This window comes from Bacillus sp. AL-1R (assembly GCF_052180195.1).
Lineage (GTDB): Bacteria > Bacillota > Bacilli > Bacillales > Bacillaceae_G > Gottfriedia.
This window is the reverse complement of record NZ_CP197469.1, coordinates 1,797,309-1,815,794: the sequence shown is the minus strand read 5'-3', so window position 1 is coordinate 1,815,794 and position 18,486 is coordinate 1,797,309. Positions and strand designations below refer to the sequence as shown.

Here is an 18,486-nt window from a genome sequence, read left to right as displayed (position 1 = left end):
ATGGCAACTATTTGGGTAGAAAAAAAAGATTATCATATTACAAGTAATGTGGAAGTAAAAGCATATTTAGAAGAACAAGGTGTAATTTACGAAAATTGGAATATTGAACAATTACATAGTTCGTTACAAGAAAAATTTATTTTATCAGATGAAGAAAAAGCAGCAATTCTTGAAACGTTTAAAGCTGAAATCGACAGTATTTCATCAAGACGTGGCTATTTAGCGAGCGATATTATTACTCTTTCAGAAGCAACGCCAAATCTTGATGAATTACTTAAAAACTTCAATCGTGAACATCATCATACAGATGACGAAGTACGCTTCATTGTAAGTGGTCACGGTACGTTTATTATCGAAGGAAATGAAGGCTTTTTCCATGTTAATTTGAATCCTGGAGATTTAATTTCAGTACCACCAAATGTACGCCACTACTTCACTTTAGCAGAGGATCGTAAAGTAGTAGCTGTTCGATTATTTGTTACGACTGAAGGTTGGGTACCGATTTACGAATAATTTGATAAAAAAATTGACTCATATCCACTTTAGGATATGAGTCAATTAATTTTCTTTTTCATTAAAATGATCATCTCGATAATCGATATATAACGACCCATCGGTTTGTACTTCTACAAAAAACACTTCTGAAATTGATTTTATGCCTACCCTCTCAAGTTGAGCCATTAACCATTTTTTATCCAAGTTTAATTTTGATAATGCGTCTTCATTTACTTCTCCGTCTGATACGATAGCTGTAGAAGTTGGGAATAATAACGTTTTTTTCCATGTTTTATTTTTTTTCGTTTTAACATCTTTTGTTTTCATAATAGATAGACTGCCATCAGTTTCAAATATTGCGTACTCTACTTCTTTCAACGAATAAATATTTTCATTACGAAGCATTCCTTGAAATTGCTCTGTATTTAATCTAGCTCTTTTTAATGCATTTTCCATTATTTTTCCTTGTCTAATTAAAATAATTGGTTCCCCAACAATCAACCGACGTACAGATTTTGATTTTAAACTTAAAAAACCCATGATGATCGTCAAAACTGACCAGCCAACTAATCCGATGATTCCATCCTCTATATCTAATGTTTTTGATGTTGAAATCGATGCGGCTATATTCCCGATTGTAATGGCTGTAATAAATGTAAAAACATCTAATTGACTAATCTCCTTCTTCCCCATAAATCTCGTTAAAATTAATAAAACAAAAAATGAGCATATGACTCTTAGTACTACTTCATTAAAGCTCATTTCGTTCATCCTTTCTCTTTCAAAAAACATTTCACCTATTTATTAATCAACTTAGCGTTTGAAAAATAGAACGAAACTATTCAAAATTAGATAAAACCTGACCGTTTACTTTCCTCATAAATTACCGATTATTGAAGAAAATATGACTAATCAATGATAATCGACTAATATCCTGGGGTGAGATCTTGAGTAAAAAACTTACACTAATCGGCTTAATATTAATGGTATTTACGACCGTTTATGGTTTTGGGAATATACCTACAGCTTTTTATTTAATGGGATATAGCGCAATCCCATGGTATTTACTCTCAGCTATTACTTTTTTTATACCTTTTGCCTTTATGATGGCTGAGTTCGGAGCTGCATATAAGCATTCAGAAGGTGGAATTTATACATGGATGGCAGATTCAGTTGGGCCAAGATTCGCATTTATCGGAACCTTTATGTGGTTCTCTTCCTATGTAATTTATATGGTCAGTGTCTCTTCAAAGGTTTGGATTCCCTTATCAACATTTATTTTCGGTAGTGACAAAACGCAAACCCTTTCATTATTCGGACTTTCTTCTACTCAATCAATTGGCTTATTAGCACTACTCTGGATGATAGTTGTAACTTACTTTGCTTCAAAAGGGATTGAAAGTATAAGTAAAGTAACAACGATCGGTGGGGTTACAGTTTTCTCATTAAATATATTATTGCTAATCACGAGTATCATTATTTTTCTATTCAATGGAGGAAAATTTGCTCAACCGATTAAAAGCTTTTCATCTGCATTTGCTCACTCCCCTAATCCAAATTATCTATCTACCCTAGCAATCTTATCATTCGTGGTTTTTTCAATCTTTGCATATGGCGGTTTAGAAGCAATTGGGGGGTTAGTTGATCAAACGGAAAACGCAGAACGCAATTTCCCAAAAGGGATTACAATATCAGCAGTTATTATCTCTGTAGGCTATTCATTAGGTATTTTTTTAGTAGGTATTTTTATTGACTGGTCAAATGATTTAAGTGCTAGTACAACGAATTTAGGGAACATAACATTTGTTTTAATGTACAATTTAGGATTAGAACTTGGAAAAGCACTTACTTTATCAACACATACTGCCGATCAAATTGGGATATGGTTTGCAAGAATTACTGGTTTATCAATGTTTCTTGCATATACCGGGGCATTTTTCACATTAATTTATTCACCAATAAAAACAATCATTAAAGGTACACCAAAATTCTTATGGCCAACAAAATTCACAGAAACAAATGAAAAAGATATGCCTGTTAATGCGATGTGGGTACAATTCGTAATTGTATCACTCATTATTGTCCTCACATCGTTTGGCGGTGAAGGAGCATCATCATTTTTTAATAAAATAACTTTAATGACGAATGTTTCCATGACATTACCTTATATATTTTTAGGAATCGCCTATCCAATGTTTAAAAGAAATGAGCAAATCGATAAACCATTTCAAATTTTAAAATCGTATCCATCAGCTTTATTCGTCAGCATTCTCATTATTTTAGTAGTTGGATTTGCAAACTTTTTTACAATCATCCAACCGGCAATGGTAGGTGATTACAACTCAACAATATGGATGATCGCAGGTCCAATATTCTTTTCAATATTAGCTTTACTAATTCTTAACCGGTCAAGAAAACATACCAAAAAAGAGAAGAAAATTGCTTAGAAAACTTCCCACTAATTGTTAATCACAATTTTCGAAAGTAAGTTGGACAGATAGCACATACTATAAATGGAGGTGATATTCATGGGTCACAATCAAAATCCACATGTAAAAAAGAAAAACAAAAATAAAGGGCAACCTATTCCAGCTGCGGTTAATTCAGAAGGCTATTTTGCGCCAAGTAAATCAAATACCGAAGCTCTTAATGAAGTTAAAAATTCATAAAGTAAACTTGTCGTTTTGTAACGAATGAAATTTTCTTCTATGTTATATAATTCTAAATGCGTAAAAAAATGACCGTCAATCTCTTGGCGGTCTATTTACTCATCGAATCTGCAGATCTTACTAAATCTCGTATAGTGTATTGTTTACCAGTTTCCTCTGAAAAAAGAATTGAAATCGAATGATAAAGCCCGTCCTTCTTCCAACGAATTGTTTTTGTATTATCATCATCAGCAACAATGAAAACTTTAGTTCCATCTTTCAATTTCGTTGTTTTTAATTGTTGTTGTTCATTTGGGAATAAAGGTTTTTTATTATGATAAGTGATGACAAATAGTATGACTTCTCTTTCTTCATTCGAGTATTTAAACAAAGTAGCATTTATCGCTCCATTTTCATTTTTTTGCACATCCATTGAGACATCCTTTGCGATAAACGGTATCTTTTTTGGGACAACTAGTTCTTCTTGTACATCTTTAGGTAATTGATTTACTACTTGTCTAATCGTTTTAGGATATTCTTTTTTTAATGATTCAACCGCTCCGTTACCATGAGAACAAGCAGTTAATACTAGAATTGTGAATAAAATTATAATTTTTTTCAATAACATGCCCCTTTTTCTAAAATAAAAACTGTCTGTATATACAAGACAGTCTTAAAACATATTTTTTTTAAGGTTCAACAATTACGATTTTTCCTTTTTGTACATATAGCATAATTTCTGTGTTATCTGTTTCATTTCGGTATGTATAGCATGTAAGATCATCAAACCCACCGTGAGAAACATCATGAACTGTATCAACTAATTTATATTTATTACCTCTAAATTCTATTTTTCTTTCAATGGATGGTTGCTCCGTTAAAATTTGTTCCTTTGATCGAAAATTCATCAAATCACTCCTTTGTTCACCATTAGTATAGCCATATTCTTAGTTTTCAATTTTATGTAGTCTACTTAAATTAGCTTGCAGAAAACTCCTACCCTGATTAGAAAAGCTCATCATACTACCCGTTTCTTTTCACTTGAATTCTTAATAGTTGCCATTTTCAGCATGATAAAAATTTAGTTTTCATAGTAATTATAAATAGAATTAAAACTTCATCTTACTAAAAATCTTAAAGGCTTTTATAAGGAGGTTAATTCATGCCAAGTTGGAAAAATAAATTTATCCCAATAAATCAATATACAAGGTCAGGTCAAAAATTAAATGGAGTTAAAAAAATTGTTATTCATTGGACGGCAAACCCTGGTGCTACTGCAAACGGACATTATCAATATTTTAGTGAAGTTTTGCCCAAACAAAATGCTGAGGCAATTAGTCAAGGGAGAAATCCATCTTATGCATCCGCACATATTTTTGTAGATCCAAAAGAGGCAATTTGTATCGTCCCTTTAAATGAAGTGACATTCCATGCAAATGAAAAATATACTTATGTGAATGGTGTACCCTTTCGAGGTGTTGAATCATTAAAACCAAATGCCAATTTATTATCAATTTCTGTTGAGATGTGTGTAGAAAAGAATAATCGTATTTCAAATACAACAATCAATCGAACAGTAATGGTTGTGAATGATTTATGTTCAATGTTTAATTTAACTCAAAAAGATATTGTACGTCATTTTGATGTGACTAGAAAACCATGTCCATATCCGTTTGTAAAGTATAGTGATATTTTTAAAAATTTCAAAACAAATGTAGGGCATTTATTGAATCACTCATTAAAATACCCTGGTCATGTTATGAAAATAGGAGATTCAAATATTTATGTCATTACCATTCAACAGCTTTTAGGCATAACCCCAGACGGTCATTTCGGTACCCAGACCGCAAATGCTGTAAAACTATTTCAACAACGGATCGGTTTAACACCAGACGGAATTGTTGGAGAAAAAACTTGGAGCATATTAAATAAATGATCCAAGATGTTATCATAAATATTTATCGTACTTCGAGAGCAAATTTTAAAAATTGCACGAACAAAATCGATTGTTCTTTCATCATTATTTCCTCCGCTGAGAGTATTGCATAATCTAGCGCAAGTCCATCAATAAATGAAACAATCATTCTTCCTAAAATTTCACTATCATACTTCTTACTAAATTCTCTGTTTATCTGTCCTTCTTTTATAATATCAGAAAAGATTTTAACCCCTAAAAAATATCGTTCTTTCCCATACTCTTTTCTTCTTTTATCATTTCTACCCGTTATGAAAAACTCTAAATGAACTGGTGCCAATTGATCCATTCGATCATTTGGCACTCTTTTTTCACCGAACATTCTTAATAAAAGTAATTCCCAATATGAATCAACATTTTGCTTCAATAATTCACTAGTTTCTTCAGACACTCTTAATAATGACTCAGATAATAGTGATTCAAACACTTCTTCTTTATTAGCAAAGTATTGATATAAGCCACCTCTACTTACATTTGCTGCGTCCATCACATGTTTCATCGTCGTTCTTTCATACCCATTTTCGATAAACACTTGTTTTGCTGCTTCTAAAATTTTAGTTCGACGTTGCTGTTGGTGCTCCTTGCTGACTTTCGGAGACATCTTTCTTCCCCCGCTCTACTCTATTTTTCGTTAAGAATCCTATTAGTGAAACAAATACTAATAGTGAACTAGTTAATATAAATGTTGGAATGACACCAAATACTGTCGATAGCCATCCCCCCAATAAAGGTCCGATAATTGTAGCTGTTGTCGTAACACTGCCTATAACGCCAAATACTCTGCCAGTTAACTCAACTGGGGTATCGACTTGAACGGAGGCCTGAAAGGGAACAAATACTATACCAGCTGCAAATCCTGCAAACAACCCTAATAATGGTGCCCAAACAATTGAAAAAGTAAGATTAAAATGCGTGAATAAAGCCATCATACCAAAACCAAGTCCGATTCCACAAACCCCAATTAACATTAAATGATAAGCACGATAATTTGTCTTTTTCGCTAAAATTAAACTCGAAAGAAACATTCCAACACCAGATCCAGTTACTAAATAGCCAAATAAACCTGGTGACGCACCTTTAAGTTCCCTAATTAAAACGATAATTTGCGAATCTGATAACTGCAAGATTAAAAGACTAAAACCTAAAAATAACATACCGACTAAAATTTGAGTATTAGATTTAATAAATGTAACACCTTCCATAAATTCAGTTTTATAGGAAGATTTAGCTTTATCTTTCATTTTTTCCTCTTTAATTTGCTCTATTACTTTTGGAAGCATGAAAATTAAGATCGCAGAGAAAATAAATGATACTGAATTAATATAAAATACAGGCGTTGTACCAGCTGCCGAAACAAGGATCCCACTCAAAATCGGTCCGAAAATTTTTGTTGCCGAATCAATCATCGTTGTAATCGACATCGCGCTTTTGATTTCATCATTCGGAACTAGCTCTTTTAACATACCATTTTTCGCGGGATTAAAAACAGCAGAAAACAATCCAATTGTAAACAAACAAATATAGACCATCCATAAAGTATTTGCTAATGCAAGTAAAACAAATAAACCAGCACGAACAATATCCGATAAAACCATTAATTGCTTTCGACTAAAACGATCTGCTATCGTTCCCGCAACAGGTCCTAATAAAGCCATCGGTACTGCGAGACATAAAATAATAAATGAAACTTCCATTGGAGAAGCATTCCATTTTAATCCTACAAGCGTAATAATCGCAACAATACTTAACCAATCACCAATATTTGAAATCGCTTGAGCAAACATTAATGTTAAGAAACCTTTATTTCTCCTTAGACCCCTCATCCCACTTAGCCCCCTTTAAAAAACGACATTGATGTCGTTTTTATTTAATTATAACGACACTAGTGTCATTTTTCAATTGTTTTTTCTGAAAATTAGCTATATTCCTCGTTTAACTTTATTCAAAATTGGCATTAAAAGTATTAAAATTTTTTGATTGTATTACTTTGGATCAATTTTTTTCATTGAAATGGCAAGGGGATTGTATATTCTTTTACTGAGGTATCAACCTCATGAGGAACTATACAACCGTTTTGGGGGATTTTACTTCCCCATAACACCTTCATCAGGAACTATACAGTTGTTTTATTGCACTTTACTCCCATCTCTTATGCATAATCTCAACACAAAAACCCCACAAGGTCATTAATTTGCCTTGTGGAGTTATCATTGCATGTATTAATCCCCTACTGACTTATTCGGTGGTATGATTTTCCCTTTTCTAGAAGGATTAGAATGACGTTTGTCATCTACTGTATTTATTTCTTCAGGTAAACGGGTTGGCGCTATAGGGACATTTCTTACTTCATAATTGATTACATCGGAAGAATGAAGCGTGACAATCATACTTCCTCCATATTGTTTTGCTCGAATTAAAATTGGTTGATTATATTTATTTTGAAAACGGAAGTCAGGTCCGTACCAGCTAACAGTTGCATCACGTCCTGCTGGTACATATGGGACTCGTCTACTATGGGAATATCTTTCAATAATTTTTAGGCCTGCGCGATCGACTGCATTAAATAGAGTAGAGGACACTTGACATATTCCTCCTCCTACTCCTTCAGACAATTCTCCTCTGACAATGATTGGTGCTCGTTTATATCCCTTTGCTCCACTTCTCTCTCCTACTACTTTATTAAAAGAAAAAATTTCATTTGGGAAAACTACATAATTATCAATTGCTTTTGCTGCAAGTGAAATATTATGAACTCGACTTTTATTATTCGAATTAAAGTAGGTTACATATTGACCAATTTGTTGGATTCTAATATGAGCTAATAATTCACTATCAACTTTAGGATAAATATCCAACTCTGGCACTTCAATTTTAGATGGTCCTTTTCCATAAAAATATGTAGTAAATTTATCCGTAAACTCTTTTTTATATAGCCTGTATCCTACTTGGCCTGGTACAATCCTACCTTGTTCATTAATAGTAGCATTTATTGGATTACGGTAAATTTGTTGATCAAGCTTTTCAATAAATTGATTAAACTTTTTATCGTTTATCATCGGTGTCCCTGGAAGTGACATTGTAAAATCTTCGCGATTCACTACTGCAATTGGATGGCCATGTTGAATAACAGTTAAGCTGTTAGGAAGCTCAACTGATTGTGTCAGTAATAATAAACTAGCTAGTATTTTTTGTATCATAGTCGAATTTCACCCCAACATTAGTATGAACAAGATTCAATCCTTTCATGTTTTTTCTTTATCGTTCATTTACGTATATATCTTCCCACTACCTTTTTCCATAAAAATAGAGAAGCACATTAAGTCTTCTCGCGGATTTTTACATCTTATTGATTAATTCTGAAGTCATTTTTATTTCTATTATTTTTTGTTGTTTTAGTTCTATTTATTCTTGATTGATAGCTTTTTAGCATGTATTAACACTTCACTGAAGTATCAAAATAAAAAAAGAGTGGCTATTTAAGCAACTCGTAAATTTTATATTCAATTAAGATTTGAATTCGTTCATGATTGCATTTATTGTATTAAACGATGCTTCTTTTATCGGAGTAGTATTTTCTTTATTCTCATTAAATGTAATTAAGGCCTTCCAAAGAGCCCACCCTCTTGTTCTATTCCAAGTATTTTCATCAACGTTTAAAACGTTTTTAAAAACGTTTCTACTAATCGAATCAAAAAATGTCCATGCCATTGCTGCATCACATGATGGATCACCTACTCCAAGTATTCCAAAATCAATGACCGCACATAGCTTGCCATTTTTTACAAGTAAGTTCCCTGGGGCAATGTCACCATGTACCCATACTTGTTCTCCTTCCCATTTGGAACTTAAAGCTGTTTCCCATATTTCTGTTAGTAAATCTTTGTTAAAAATCTCTTTCGTTTGTTCTATTGAATTTCTAGTTTCTTTGTCGTATACAGCTAAGTTTCCACCTCTAAAAAAATTATGCTTTCCTGCAATCGGCCCATGTTTTGCATCAATTGACTGGAACTCTTTTAAAAATTGCCCTACATCTTTTGCAAATTGACTTAGGTCACTTATGTTTTCTTTGCTAGACGCCTCGCCTTCAATCCATTCGTTAATTGTCCATGGCCAAGGATAGTTTTTACTCGGACGTCCTTTTGCTAACGGTTTTGAAATTGGTAAACTTAGTTTGTTCGCTAAAAAGGGTAACCATTTATGTTCTTTTTCAACTTGAGGAACATAACATTCTGCACTAGGTAATCTAACGCTCATTTGATCACCTAAATGGAATGTTCTGTTATCATTGCCACTTACTTCAACAGGTTTTATTTCTAAGTGAGACCAAATTGGAAATTGTTCTTTAATTAATTGTTTCACTAATTCAACATTTATTTTATCCATTTAATCTCCCCCCTTTTTGCAATCAAACTATAAAATTATATGTATTTTACTTTATAGTTATTAATATGAATGTAACGCCGAACTGATCTGTAACTGTTCCGAATGCGGGACTAAATGGTACTGATTCTAACGGGGCAATGACATGTCCACCTTGTTGTAATGATTTAAAAATGCGCTTTGTTTTTTCCACACTATCGATTGAAAGGTTAATCGTGACTTCTACTTTTTTATTTTCAGAAATAGATGTATTTGCCTGAGAATCTTTATCTATCACTGGTTTTGATTGAATAGGGGCATCGAATAACATAAGCTCACTTTCACCGATTTTTAAAATTGCATTTGCAACACTATTTTTTAGTGCTTCTGGACAAGGTATTGGCATTTCACCGTATGTTTGTATAGTTAGAACCTCTGCTTCTAGTTCTTTTTCATAAAAATGAACTGCTTCCTTAGCATTCCCAGACATAACAATACATGGTGTTATTTTTAACGTCATATTGCCCTCTCCTTATCTATTTCTTTCTAGCATTTACAGCTTTTTCTAATCGTGACATGGCTTCTTCTAATGTTTTACGTGTACATGCGTAATTCAATCTCATAAAACCATCTCCATTTATTCCAAAACCACGACCTTCATTTAATCCTAATTTTGCATCATTAATTATAAATTCGTTTAATTGGTCACCTTTTAGACCTAAACCTCTAAAATCAAGCCATCCTAGGTATGTCGCTTCTGTAACTCTCATTTTTACTTCTCGAATATTTGTTTTTAAGTAATGATCTATAAACTCTGCATTTTCTTTTAAATAAATCAATAATTCATCAAGCCATTTTTCACCTTCGTTATATGCTGCTATAACTGCCTCAATGCCAAAAATATTTAAGTTTTCTAAACTTGAACGAGCAATTGCATGAGAAAACTCTGTAAATAAATCTTGATTTGGAATAACAGCAAATGACGAAAATAAGCCTGCAATATTGAATGTTTTGCTTGGAGACATAAATGTAATACTCATATTTGCTGCATCTTCACTTAATGAATAAAAAGGTGTGTGACTACCTTTTTTGTAGACTAAATCTGCATGTATTTCATCTGCAATTACTACAATTTTATTCCTTTTGCATATTTCAAACAAACCAGATAACTCTTCTTTCGACCAGACTCTTCCAACTGGATTTGCAGGACTACAAAGAATCATCATTTTAGTTTTAGAAGTGATCTTATTTTCTAAATCTTCTAAATCCATATAGTAATAACCATCTTCTTCAATTAAAGCATTCTCAACGATGTTTCTTCCATTATTTCTAATTGTACTGAAAAATGGAAAATAAACTGGTGGCTGAATGATAATTTGATCACCTGGTTTTGTAAAAGCATCTATTGCTAAATTTAAAGCAGGAACGACACCTGGAACATTTGTTAACCATTCTCTTTTAATTGATGTACGATAACGTTTACTTGCCCAATTTATTGCTGATTCAAAAAATTCTTCAGGTATATGTCCATAACCATAAATAGGATGTTGAGCGCGTTTCGTTATAGCCTCTACAATCCCCGGTGCACATGCAAAATCCATATCGGCAACCCATAAAGGTAGAACATCCGTACATCCAAATACTCGATCAATTGAGTCCCACTTTGTACTTTTAGTATTTTTTCTATTATGTTCTTCATTAAAGTTAAAGTTCATTATTAATCCCCCACCATTTTTCAATCATCAATAGTATTTTCGTATCGATAATTTATATCCAAATTATACTATTTCACTAGAAAATTCAAATCTTATTTTTTATTTTAAAAAGTATGAAACGCCTTGCCGAGAATCACACTTTCTTAAAAAGGTGGGGTATATAAAATTCTCTTCTCGGTTTTTAATCTTACATGTTTATTTCAAAATCGATTTATTTTTTTCATCAAGCTAGCAAATAATAATAAACATCTACATGTGAATGGAGGATCTGTAATGAAAAAAGAAGATGAATACACTGATGATATGAATCAAATTTTAGAAGTGATCAATGCAAAAGGTGATACTGGTGAATTACTTGAAATTGTAGACAAATATAAACAAGCTGAAAATCCAGAATGTAATCATGACCTTTTTTATCAAGAACTAAGAGTAATTGCTGAGGATAGTGTAAAAGAAGATTAACAGTGCGTTAAATAAGTAGTGGAATCATATTAGTTCCACTACTTACTTTTTACGATTATATAAAACAAAATGATTGGTCGATTCGTTATATGTATTTCCAATAAAATTATAAACTATATTCTTCAGTTGGAATTTTACCTTTTAAAATGTCATATTCAGCTTTCATTTCACCAAACTTTTGTGGATTCCCATGGTCTAATGCATAATCAGGGTGCCAAAGCTTCGTGTATTCCCTCATTTGTTTCTTCCAAATTTCTTCACTATCATTCGGGTTGAAATACTTAAAATTATGTTTTTTATTTTTCTTAATTGAAGTAGAGTAATTTCTTAAATAATCTTCCCAGACTCTAGCCCAATCAACTATTTTCTTTTTATATTCTTTTGCTTTCTCAGCATTTTTCCTTTTTTCTTCTTTCTTCCAATCTTCCATTCTTTGACTGAAATCTTTAATACCTTGTTTTGAATTTTGCCATCTAAGCTCTGCATCTCTTATTTCTTGATCTGTTATATCCTCAATAACATTTTCATCGTTTAGCATTTCATTAAGATTTACTTCATTTTCTTTTGAATTTATATGTAGGTCATACATTTCTTCAATCATTTGTTCGATTAATTCAGCACTAGTTTTCCCTGTAAGTTGGGATAGCTTTTCCAGTTTTTCAGTGGATTCTATTTTAACTTTATGTGTTAAGTAGATGTATTTCGTTTTGTTTCTCAAGCACCTCAACTCCTTAATTAAATGTTACTATACTCCGATATCTCTATATATTAAATAATGAAGTCAATCTTGTTACATTCTTAAGGCTCATCTATTAATTGAAATGGAACTGGTCTAAAAATAAGCTAATATAAAATATTAATAAGAAAGTAAAACTTATTGGTATTTATGTCTTCATAACTTTTTTTGAAAGCAACTTGATTTTCACAACAAACATAGATCTTTTTTTTATTATCAATTTATTTTATTCGATATTAATCTATTGCAACCTTTCTTAATTCAATAATTATTTTTTATCAAGCTTGATAATTTTTTCGAAATTCTCAACTAGTACAAATTATTTATATAATTTCATTAAATAAATGATTTATTAGGGAGTGATTTCTATTATTAATCAATTTAAAAATATACCAACAACTTGTATTTCAGATGTAATGGATGGACTAAATAATATGGATCCATCAATAAAACCTATAAAGGAAGAATTTAAATTTACTGGAAGAGCATTGACTGTTAAAATCCCTGTTGGTGATAACTTAGCTGTATTGAAGGCTATTCGCGAAGCAAATCAAGGAGACGTCATCGTGATCGATGCAAAGGGGGATCAATACCGCGCAATTGCAGGTGACTTTGTTGTGGGAATGGCACAAACAATGGGTGTTAGTGCCATAGTTGTTGATGGGGTAATCCGGGATGTATGCGGTATTAAAAAATTAAATTTCCCAGTATTTTGTAAAGGAACAACTGTAGCTGCGAGTGGAAAAATTGGAATAGGTGAAATTAATATACCAATATCATGTGGAGGTGTATCAGTTAACCCAGGTGATATTATAGTTGGTGATGCAGATGGAGTAGTTGTAATCCCTCAATCCAAAGCAAAAACGATTTTAGAAAAATCACTAGATAAAATAAAAAAAGATGAACAAAGAGAAGAACAAGTATCTGGTAATATTGAAGCTATAAAATCGTATATTGATCGTATGCTTTTAAAGTAAATCGTATTATACTAAAAAAAGTTCTAATCGTTTCTTAGAAGAAACGATTAGAACCTTTTGTACGGATTAATAGACTACCAAAATTACCTCCTATGAATTGATAAAATAGGATTTCTCATTCAACCTAGACCTTGAATTAATTTATTAGCTTCACCCATTATTCCATATATTAAGGTTTCTACCGATTCCTCTTTAGCTAATCTAGGACTTTGTCCCGACCAAAGTGACATAAACTCTTTATTATTTTGTACCGAGGATGCTTTTCTCATCGATTGGGTAATCGTATTTTGTACGGGAAACTGTGGTAAATCTGCTTCGTATTTTTTCATTTCGGTAATAAATTTATTTTCGATTCCTCTTGCCCATTTTCCTGAAAATGCACGGGTCAAAACTAATTTGTCTTCAGTAGAATTTAAAATAGCATTCTTATGTACTTCGTGTGCCCCACTTTCAATACAAGTTAGAAAAGCGGTACCCATTTGAACAGCTTTAGCCCCTAAACAAATGGACGCCATTAAACCTCTTCCGTCCATTATTCCTCCTGCTGCAATAACAGGAATAGTAACATGATCAACTACTTGTGGAATTAGCGACATTAATCCAATTAAACTTTCCTCATGATTGTTTAAGAAATGACCACGATGTCCACCTGCTTCACTACCTTGAACGACAATTAAATCCATTCCTGATTTCTCAATTTCAATTGCTTCATTTACAGTAGTGGCTGTTCCAATCAAAATAATATTATGAAGCTTTAACTCATTAATTATCTCCTTTGAAGGTATACCGAATGTAAATGAACAGATCGGAACAGCTTCTTCAATGATCACTTTTATTTGTTCGTGAAATGTATCATTAAAACGATTAAAATTTTGAATTTGAATGCGATCATTTTGCTTTATCTTTAATTCTTCATTAAAAGGTTGTAATAAATCATTGGAATTTGAAATCTCATTTTCATTTACTATAAAATCATTTGGAACAAATAAATTAATTCCGAAGCTTTTATTCGTTAACGTTTTTATTTCTCTAATTTGTTCACGTATTTGTGATGGAGTCATATAGCCTGCTCCAATTGTACCTAAAGCTCCACAATTTGATACTTCAGCTACAAAATTTGAGGTTGTGATTCCACCAGCCATCGGAGCTTGAATAATTGGATAGTTTATATTTAAAAGTTCAGTTAGTTGATTTTTAAACATGATTTCACCTCTATTAAATTTAACTTTTTCTACTCACCAAAAAAAGTCCCGAATAGTATAGCAACACTACACGGGACTTTACTTATTATTTTAGTACATTCGGTGATTTTGAGGGTACATTTACGCCTAGATTTAAAAGTCCATGTCCTTCCTCAAACCTACTGTATCCGATTGGTACTGTATGACTTATTAACAGTTCAAACAAATCTGGTTCAGTGATCTTCTCATTATTCTCAGACTCAAACTGCTGAATTAATAATGCAATTGCTCCTGATACATGTGGTGTTGCCATTGATGTACCAGAAAGAGAAGCATATTGATTTGTCGGATAAGTAGATAAAATCTTTTCTCCTGGTGCGACTAAATCAATTTCATCGTTTGTATTACTAAAGTTGGATAAACGTTTTTGAAGACTTACCGATCCAACTTCTATTACTTCATCATAAGCACCCGGATAGCTATATTCATTGGTTGAGCCATCCCCATCACCTTCGTTACCAGCTGCGCATACAACGGCTATATTTTGTTTTACCGCTCTTTGAATCACTTCATGTAACGAAGAATCATCCACTGGACCACCTAATGACATTGAAATAACTCGAACAGTTTCACCATTTGAGCCTCTCCAATTCGTCGCATAATCAATCGCTTGTACAATTGATTCAATACTTCCTTCCCCAGCACCAGTTAGCACTTTTAAAACGAGGAGTTTTGCTTTTGGGGCTACTCCTACAACACCTTCTCCATTTTCAGAAGCTGCAATCGTTCCACAGACATGTGTACCATGACCGTTATTATCTAAGAATACGTTAGGATCTCCACCGTAATCTTCGGTAAAATTATAACCACCAATAATTCGCTCTTGTAAATCAGGATGGTCCGTCTGACAGCCAGTATCAATAACTGCTACGACCACGTCTTCCCCTTGATACCCTTTGTCCCAAATGGATTTAGATTCAATTAAACGAACTCCAGGTGGTACTTCATTTATACTACCTTTAACTTCTTCCAGCTTGTAAGGTATTAATCTAAAATTAGACATGCATACCAACTCCTTTTTGGGATTTATTCATAAAGGATAAATCTTTGAGGTATAGTTTAATATTCTATATCCATCCATAATTTCCCTCTAAATAAATTTAATTTAATAAAAAATTAATTCTACTATGGTTCGAATTTAATAGACTCACCTAATTGAGCGATATCATAAATCTTCATTTAATACATAAAAACTTTATTAACTTTTACATCAGATCAATATTGGCTTAAAAAAATGGATATATAATCTAATCGTGTTAAGGCATTATTCAAAATAGGGGGAATAAAATGCTTACTAATTTATTAACTGAGATCAAATTTTGGTGGTTTGGAGAGTTACGAGAAGAAATAGAAGAAATAGAGCGAAATGAATCCAAGCATAATAGAGTTCGGTATGACTCTGATATTTATGAACTAATCCGTATCCAATAGAAGAAGATAAGGAACGATCTTTAGATTTACAATAGTTTTTAGTTTTATTCTACAATTCCAAAAGTGCTCTAAGGACCAAACATATAAGAGCACTTTTTTACTTTATCAATCTATTTTTTTATTAAATAATGTATGGGATCACATTATAAGAAATAATGTTTCGATCACGATACGTTTGAGTTATGACATCACTTTTTGTGCTTAATAGTCCATTTTGCAATAAGACTGGTTTAAATCCTCTTTCACTAGCTCCATTATACGTAAATAGAACACAATGTTCGGCCGCAAAACCAGCTATTATAACTAATTCAACATCATTTTCTTTCAAAATCTGCTCTAATTCAGTATTCCAAAATGCATTTGAATGTTCTTTTGAAACACAAATATCTTGTTCTTCAACTTTAATTTCTGGGATGAAAGAAATTAATTCAGAATTTATTTCATCTGCCCCTTCAATATCTTTAACATGTATGACTAAATGATTTTTTGATCGGATTAAATCAGCAACATAATTTATATATTCACAAGCACCTTCAACATTCAATGTCTCTTTTTTACCATCTAAAAAATTTTTTTGCATATCAATAATAAGAAAACCAATTTTCATTATTTATCCTCCATGACATTCTCTATTCCTTCTAAGTATTTATTCTATTTGTTTTATAATAGTCCTACCTAAAAAATAGGAAAACGATGAGTAATCTGTTTAATACCTGAAAAAAAACGATATTAATTGAAAAAATACAAAAATAGCATTGATCTTTTTATCAATGCTATTACTATTAAGTCTATTAATTAGCGTGTCAATTAAGTGATTGATTGTTTAATTTCTTTACTTCTATTTGACTGCCATTGATTGGTAATTTTTTTACACTATATTTTCTTAAATCCGTATTTGGCAAAGGTAGCTTCAATATATTAATAGTTTGATCGGCTGTTACTCCATTTTTGGTTTCAATCTGATTATGTTTCTTTAGTAATATATTAGACCTGTTTATTCCAATTGAATCAAAAGCTAAAAAACTAACATATAAACAAATAAGAAATATAGTAACAAGATATATTTTTTTCATAATGACCTCCTAACTTAATGCTTGTCCAAATTACAGTTAAGAGTATTTTATGAATTTTATTACGTTTTTAGAACTATAAAGGGGCCAATCCTTTCTAGAAGGTTTATCGATTTCCTTAATCTATATTAAGTTAATATTGTACTTTTCTACTAAATCTTTAAAAGCTGGCCGTTCATTTCCATCTCTTCCAATTATATGCGTTGCTGTTACCAATGAGTTTAAAACTGCTTCTTCTGTTGCTTCTCCTACAGCTCTGAATGCTAGATCAATATCTTCTTCATGTATTGTTGGAAGTGTAATGCAATGCGATGTTTTTTCATGAGGTATTTTTGTTGCAGTCGAAAAGCCAATGACGACTTCACCGCTTCCCGTTGTAATAATTGAGCCTGTTCTTGACAATCCCGTAACTGTTCTTTTAATGATTCGATTAAGTTGCCTTTCAGATACGGGAAGGTCCGTTGCAACAATCATGATGATTGAACCCTTATCTTGTTCTTCTCGTTCCTTTAAGATCAAATCTCTCAATTCTGCTCCAACTAGTTTTCCATTTACTTTTAAATCACTTAAAATCCCAAAGTTAGATAAGACTAAAACACCCATTGTGTATGTACCATGTTCCATCTTCATAACGCGCGAAGCTGTTCCAATCCCACCTTTTAATGAATAACAAAGCATACCCGTTCCTGCACCAACAGTTCCTTCTTTCACATCTGAAGAAGCGTTTCGTAATGCTTGGAAAACATGGTCTTTCGTAATAAATCTAGCACGTACATCATTTAAAAGCATATCATTACACTCACATATTACTGGGTTAACAGTTCCTGTCGTACGACCTATCTCTGGATTATGATCTAACATATATTCAATTAAAGCGTCTGCAGCAGTTCCAATACTTAGAGTGTTTGTTAAAATAATTGGTGTTTCGATCGTCCCCAACTCATTAATCTGAATCGTTCCCATCGACTTACCAAACCCATTAATTACATGAGAGGACGCGATTAACTTTTCCTTAAATAAATTTCCTTGATGAGGAAATATTGCTGTAACACCAGTTTGGATGTCTTGTTCACTAATCGTTACATGACCCACTGTAACTCCCTCAACATCCGTAATAGAATTAAGTCTTCCTGTTTCCAGGTACCCGATATTAACACCATAATCTCTGATTCTTTTTTGACTCATTAAAAATTCTCCTCCAGCTTCGTATTATACAAGTGTCCTAGCATTTAATTAATTGATTTTAATTTCAGAAGTACAAAAAGCCCTTATTCAGAGCTTTTTAGTTAAAAGTAATCTTTTAAAATGTATCAGTGACTTTCTGTTAATTTCATTTTCTCATTAAGCTATTAAAGGAATAAGTTAAAGAAAGTAATG

22 protein-coding genes are annotated in these 18,486 nt (G+C 32.2%); 7 read left to right on the top strand and 15 right to left on the bottom strand.

Annotated features, from left to right (window positions below; genetic code table 11):
- Positions 1 to 513 (top strand): cupin domain-containing protein, encoded by a 513-nt coding sequence (locus ACSBO6_RS08550; protein ID WP_098848721.1) that lies wholly within the window; start codon positions 1 to 3, stop codon positions 511 to 513.
- A 45-nt stretch (positions 514 to 558) separates the two neighbouring features.
- Here the strand turns inward: ACSBO6_RS08550 and ACSBO6_RS08545 are convergent, their stop codons facing one another.
- A complete protein-coding gene (locus ACSBO6_RS08545; RefSeq protein WP_498844481.1) occupies positions 559 to 1,257 on the bottom strand; it encodes a DUF421 domain-containing protein in 699 nt (232 codons plus the stop codon).
- Between the two features lie 185 nt (positions 1,258 to 1,442).
- Between ACSBO6_RS08545 and yjeM the strand changes: the two genes are divergently transcribed.
- Positions 1,443 to 2,942 (top strand): glutamate/gamma-aminobutyrate family transporter YjeM, encoded by a 1,500-nt coding sequence (yjeM, locus tag ACSBO6_RS08540; RefSeq protein ID WP_286138581.1) that lies wholly within the window; start codon positions 1,443 to 1,445, stop codon positions 2,940 to 2,942.
- An 81-nt stretch (positions 2,943 to 3,023) separates the two neighbouring features.
- Positions 3,024 to 3,164 (top strand): hypothetical protein, encoded by a 141-nt coding sequence (locus tag ACSBO6_RS08535; protein WP_180233036.1) that lies wholly within the window; start codon positions 3,024 to 3,026, stop codon positions 3,162 to 3,164.
- A 91-nt stretch (positions 3,165 to 3,255) separates the two neighbouring features.
- On the opposite strand, the gene ACSBO6_RS08530 is transcribed toward ACSBO6_RS08535, so the two are convergent.
- Together ACSBO6_RS08530 and ACSBO6_RS08525 are read right to left on the bottom strand one after the other, a co-directional pair.
- Complete coding sequence (locus ACSBO6_RS08530) at positions 3,256 to 3,765, bottom strand: hypothetical protein (RefSeq protein ID WP_098848723.1); 510 nt, start codon at positions 3,763 to 3,765, stop codon at positions 3,256 to 3,258.
- 67 nt (positions 3,766 to 3,832) lie between these two features.
- Positions 3,833 to 4,051 (bottom strand): hypothetical protein, encoded by a 219-nt coding sequence (locus tag ACSBO6_RS08525; RefSeq protein ID WP_098848724.1) that lies wholly within the window; start codon positions 4,049 to 4,051, stop codon positions 3,833 to 3,835.
- 254 nt (positions 4,052 to 4,305) lie between these two features.
- Between ACSBO6_RS08525 and ACSBO6_RS08520 the strand changes: the two genes are divergently transcribed.
- Complete coding sequence (locus ACSBO6_RS08520; protein WP_498844480.1) at positions 4,306 to 5,079, top strand: peptidoglycan recognition protein family protein; 774 nt, start codon at positions 4,306 to 4,308, stop codon at positions 5,077 to 5,079.
- A 22-nt stretch (positions 5,080 to 5,101) separates the two neighbouring features.
- On the opposite strand, the gene ACSBO6_RS08515 is transcribed toward ACSBO6_RS08520, so the two are convergent.
- From ACSBO6_RS08515 to ACSBO6_RS08490, 6 genes are all read right to left on the bottom strand, one after another.
- Positions 5,102 to 5,719 (bottom strand): TetR/AcrR family transcriptional regulator, encoded by a 618-nt coding sequence (locus ACSBO6_RS08515; RefSeq protein WP_498844479.1) that lies wholly within the window; start codon positions 5,717 to 5,719, stop codon positions 5,102 to 5,104.
- Entirely contained in the window at positions 5,673 to 6,941 is a 1,269-nt protein-coding gene (locus ACSBO6_RS08510) for an MFS transporter (RefSeq protein WP_498844478.1), read from the bottom strand. Before ACSBO6_RS08510 ends, ACSBO6_RS08515 begins: the two co-directional genes overlap by 47 nt.
- A gap of 396 nt (positions 6,942 to 7,337) precedes the next feature.
- The gene (locus ACSBO6_RS08505; protein ID WP_098848728.1) at positions 7,338 to 8,315 is read right to left on the bottom strand and encodes a VanW family protein; all 978 of its coding nucleotides are present in this window, start codon (positions 8,313 to 8,315) and stop codon (positions 7,338 to 7,340) included.
- A 307-nt stretch (positions 8,316 to 8,622) separates the two neighbouring features.
- The gene (locus ACSBO6_RS08500) at positions 8,623 to 9,501 is read right to left on the bottom strand and encodes an aminoglycoside phosphotransferase family protein (RefSeq protein WP_098848729.1); all 879 of its coding nucleotides are present in this window, start codon (positions 9,499 to 9,501) and stop codon (positions 8,623 to 8,625) included.
- Between the two features lie 46 nt (positions 9,502 to 9,547).
- Positions 9,548 to 9,997, bottom strand: coding sequence for a VOC family protein (locus ACSBO6_RS08495; RefSeq protein ID WP_098848730.1), 450 nt, complete (start codon positions 9,995 to 9,997; stop codon positions 9,548 to 9,550).
- Between the two features lie 16 nt (positions 9,998 to 10,013).
- Entirely contained in the window at positions 10,014 to 11,192 is a 1,179-nt protein-coding gene (locus tag ACSBO6_RS08490; RefSeq protein ID WP_498844477.1) for a MalY/PatB family protein, read from the bottom strand.
- A 273-nt stretch (positions 11,193 to 11,465) separates the two neighbouring features.
- Between ACSBO6_RS08490 and ACSBO6_RS08485 the strand changes: the two genes are divergently transcribed.
- A complete protein-coding gene (locus tag ACSBO6_RS08485; protein WP_098848732.1) occupies positions 11,466 to 11,654 on the top strand; it encodes a hypothetical protein in 189 nt (62 codons plus the stop codon).
- A gap of 106 nt (positions 11,655 to 11,760) precedes the next feature.
- Here ACSBO6_RS08485 and ACSBO6_RS08480 read toward each other — a convergent pair whose 3' ends face one another.
- Positions 11,761 to 12,372, bottom strand: a complete 612-nt coding sequence (locus ACSBO6_RS08480; protein WP_098848733.1) for a hypothetical protein — start codon at positions 12,370 to 12,372, stop codon at positions 11,761 to 11,763.
- Positions 12,373 to 12,749: 377 nt separating this feature from the next.
- Here ACSBO6_RS08480 and ACSBO6_RS08475 point away from each other — a divergent pair, with 377 nt between their 5' ends.
- Positions 12,750 to 13,367, top strand: coding sequence for an RraA family protein (locus tag ACSBO6_RS08475; protein ID WP_286138584.1), 618 nt, complete (start codon positions 12,750 to 12,752; stop codon positions 13,365 to 13,367).
- A gap of 119 nt (positions 13,368 to 13,486) precedes the next feature.
- On the opposite strand, the gene ACSBO6_RS08470 is transcribed toward ACSBO6_RS08475, so the two are convergent.
- Positions 13,487 to 14,569: an NAD(P)H-dependent flavin oxidoreductase gene (locus ACSBO6_RS08470; RefSeq protein ID WP_498844476.1), complete on the bottom strand. Its 1,083-nt coding sequence runs from the start codon at positions 14,567 to 14,569 to the stop codon at positions 13,487 to 13,489.
- An 85-nt stretch (positions 14,570 to 14,654) separates the two neighbouring features.
- On the bottom strand, positions 14,655 to 15,611 hold the full coding sequence (locus ACSBO6_RS08465) for a S8 family peptidase (protein WP_098848735.1): 957 nt from the start codon (positions 15,609 to 15,611) through the stop codon (positions 14,655 to 14,657).
- A 284-nt stretch (positions 15,612 to 15,895) separates the two neighbouring features.
- On the opposite strand from ACSBO6_RS08465, the gene ACSBO6_RS08460 reads away from it, so the two are divergent.
- A complete protein-coding gene (locus ACSBO6_RS08460; RefSeq protein ID WP_180233037.1) occupies positions 15,896 to 16,039 on the top strand; it encodes a hypothetical protein in 144 nt (47 codons plus the stop codon).
- 121 nt (positions 16,040 to 16,160) lie between these two features.
- Here the strand turns inward: ACSBO6_RS08460 and ACSBO6_RS08455 are convergent, their stop codons facing one another.
- The 3 genes from ACSBO6_RS08455 to ACSBO6_RS08445 form a co-directional block, all read right to left on the bottom strand.
- A complete protein-coding gene (locus tag ACSBO6_RS08455) occupies positions 16,161 to 16,646 on the bottom strand; it encodes a cysteine hydrolase family protein (RefSeq protein WP_098848736.1) in 486 nt (161 codons plus the stop codon).
- 196 nt (positions 16,647 to 16,842) lie between these two features.
- Positions 16,843 to 17,112, bottom strand: a complete 270-nt coding sequence (locus ACSBO6_RS08450) for a hypothetical protein (protein WP_098848737.1) — start codon at positions 17,110 to 17,112, stop codon at positions 16,843 to 16,845.
- 120 nt (positions 17,113 to 17,232) lie between these two features.
- Positions 17,233 to 18,294, bottom strand: coding sequence for a DmpA family aminopeptidase (locus ACSBO6_RS08445; protein WP_498844475.1), 1,062 nt, complete (start codon positions 18,292 to 18,294; stop codon positions 17,233 to 17,235).
- Positions 18,295 to 18,486 lie beyond the last annotated feature (192 nt).

What these genes read in the sequence shown, in the direction of transcription:
- ACSBO6_RS08550 (WP_098848721.1), top strand. Translation starts at nt 1, where the DNA reads ATGGCAACTATTTGGGTAGAAAAAAAAGATTATCATATTACAAGTAAT.
- ACSBO6_RS08545 (WP_498844481.1), bottom strand. Translation starts at nt 1,257, where the DNA reads ATGAGCTTTAATGAAGTAGTACTAAGAGTCATATGCTCATTTTTTGTT.
- ACSBO6_RS08535 (WP_180233036.1), top strand. Translation starts at nt 3,024, where the DNA reads ATGGGTCACAATCAAAATCCACATGTAAAAAAGAAAAACAAAAATAAA.
- ACSBO6_RS08525 (WP_098848724.1), bottom strand. Translation starts at nt 4,051, where the DNA reads ATGAATTTTCGATCAAAGGAACAAATTTTAACGGAGCAACCATCCATT.
- ACSBO6_RS08520 (WP_498844480.1), top strand. Translation starts at nt 4,306, where the DNA reads ATGCCAAGTTGGAAAAATAAATTTATCCCAATAAATCAATATACAAGG.
- ACSBO6_RS08515 (WP_498844479.1), bottom strand. Translation starts at nt 5,719, where the DNA reads ATGTCTCCGAAAGTCAGCAAGGAGCACCAACAGCAACGTCGAACTAAA.
- ACSBO6_RS08510 (WP_498844478.1), bottom strand. Translation starts at nt 6,941, where the DNA reads ATGAGGGGTCTAAGGAGAAATAAAGGTTTCTTAACATTAATGTTTGCT.
- ACSBO6_RS08505 (WP_098848728.1), bottom strand. Translation starts at nt 8,315, where the DNA reads ATGATACAAAAAATACTAGCTAGTTTATTATTACTGACACAATCAGTT.
- ACSBO6_RS08500 (WP_098848729.1), bottom strand. Translation starts at nt 9,501, where the DNA reads ATGGATAAAATAAATGTTGAATTAGTGAAACAATTAATTAAAGAACAA.
- ACSBO6_RS08495 (WP_098848730.1), bottom strand. Translation starts at nt 9,997, where the DNA reads ATGACGTTAAAAATAACACCATGTATTGTTATGTCTGGGAATGCTAAG.
- ACSBO6_RS08490 (WP_498844477.1), bottom strand. Translation starts at nt 11,192, where the DNA reads ATGAACTTTAACTTTAATGAAGAACATAATAGAAAAAATACTAAAAGT.
- ACSBO6_RS08485 (WP_098848732.1), top strand. Translation starts at nt 11,466, where the DNA reads ATGAAAAAAGAAGATGAATACACTGATGATATGAATCAAATTTTAGAA.
- ACSBO6_RS08470 (WP_498844476.1), bottom strand. Translation starts at nt 14,569, where the DNA reads ATGTTTAAAAATCAACTAACTGAACTTTTAAATATAAACTATCCAATT.
- ACSBO6_RS08465 (WP_098848735.1), bottom strand. Translation starts at nt 15,611, where the DNA reads ATGTCTAATTTTAGATTAATACCTTACAAGCTGGAAGAAGTTAAAGGT.
- ACSBO6_RS08460 (WP_180233037.1), top strand. Translation starts at nt 15,896, where the DNA reads ATGCTTACTAATTTATTAACTGAGATCAAATTTTGGTGGTTTGGAGAG.
- ACSBO6_RS08455 (WP_098848736.1), bottom strand. Translation starts at nt 16,646, where the DNA reads ATGAAAATTGGTTTTCTTATTATTGATATGCAAAAAAATTTTTTAGAT.
- ACSBO6_RS08450 (WP_098848737.1), bottom strand. Translation starts at nt 17,112, where the DNA reads ATGAAAAAAATATATCTTGTTACTATATTTCTTATTTGTTTATATGTT.
- ACSBO6_RS08445 (WP_498844475.1), bottom strand. Translation starts at nt 18,294, where the DNA reads ATGAGTCAAAAAAGAATCAGAGATTATGGTGTTAATATCGGGTACCTG.